The organism is Streptomyces sparsus, from assembly GCF_054776295.1.
Window position 1 is genome coordinate 1 of sequence record NZ_BAAHCA010001262.1, and the last position, 1131, is coordinate 1131.

Annotated in this window: 1 protein-coding gene; it reads left to right on the top strand. The window is 74.6% G+C overall.

The window, feature by feature from the left end:
- A partial coding sequence (locus ACYVE9_RS27785; protein WP_461030652.1) for an acyltransferase occupies positions 1–1100 on the top strand: 1100 nt, incomplete at its 5' end.
- Positions 1101–1131: the final 31 nt, after the last annotated feature.

The following is a 1131-nucleotide window of genomic DNA, read 5'->3' on the forward strand; positions in this document are numbered from 1 at the left end:
CGGCGGAGACGGCACCGGCGGACGCCGGTCTCGCGGCGCCCGTGGCGAGTGGGCCCCCGCCCGTCACCGGGCCCGCCGCGGCCAGGCGGGAGCACCGCTACGACGTCGACCTGATGCGGCTGATCTGCTCCTGCGCGGTCATGCTGGGCCACGTCGGCGCGGTGTTCATCGGCGCCGTCGACCGTTCGGAGAGCGCCGGCCCCGGCGTGTACTGGGTGGGCCATCTGGCGGACTCGGCGAACGAGTTCGCGGTGCCGATGTACTTCGCGATGGCCGGCTGGGCGGTGCTCGTCGGGGCGCCGCCACGGGACGGCGCGCAGATCTGGCAGCGGATCGTGCGCAACGCCGTGCCGCTGTTCCTGTGGACGGGCGCCTACCTGGCGTGGGCCCGGCTGCGCTCCCGCACGGACGGGCCGGTGAGCGAACTGGCCGTCGACGCCCTCTTCGGTTCGGTGCGCCCGGCCTACCACCTGTGGTTCATGTACGCCTACATACCGATCATCGCCGTGCTGGCCCTGGCGGTCCTGGTCCGTGCGGGGCAGCGGCCGTGGGGACTGGCCGCCGCCCTGCTGGGTGTGGCGTGCGCGCCCAGCGCGCTCACCACGCTCGGCACGTTGACCGGTTGGGAGACACCGGACGTCGGGTGGGGATTCGGCACCTACTCGCTGGTGTACGCGGTGGTCGGGGCGATGCTGTTCGCGTTGCCCGGTCTGTCGGCCGGACGGCGCCGGCTGCTGGCGCTGCCGCTGCTCGGCGCGTTCGCCGGGTGCCTCTGGTACAACACGCAGGTCCAGTACGTGATCCCGAACGCGCACCTGTTCGTCGCGGCGATGACCGGCTGCGTGCTGCTGGCGGTGAGCCGGGTGCGGGTGCCGCCGCGGGCGCGTCCGGCGGTCTCCAGGCTGGCCGGTGCGGCGCTGGGCGCCTACATGGTGCACGTCTTCTTCGTCGAGGAGCTGGTGCGTCCGCTGGTGCCCGCCGGACTGAGCGGCCCCGCCGCCGCGCAGCGGCTGGTGGTGCTGCTGGGGCTGACGGTGGTCCTCTCCTACGCGGCCAGCCTGCTGTGGGGCCGGCTCCGCCTGCGCCGCTGGCTCGGCTGACGGGCCGGGCGGGGCGGCGAGGACAGCGCGG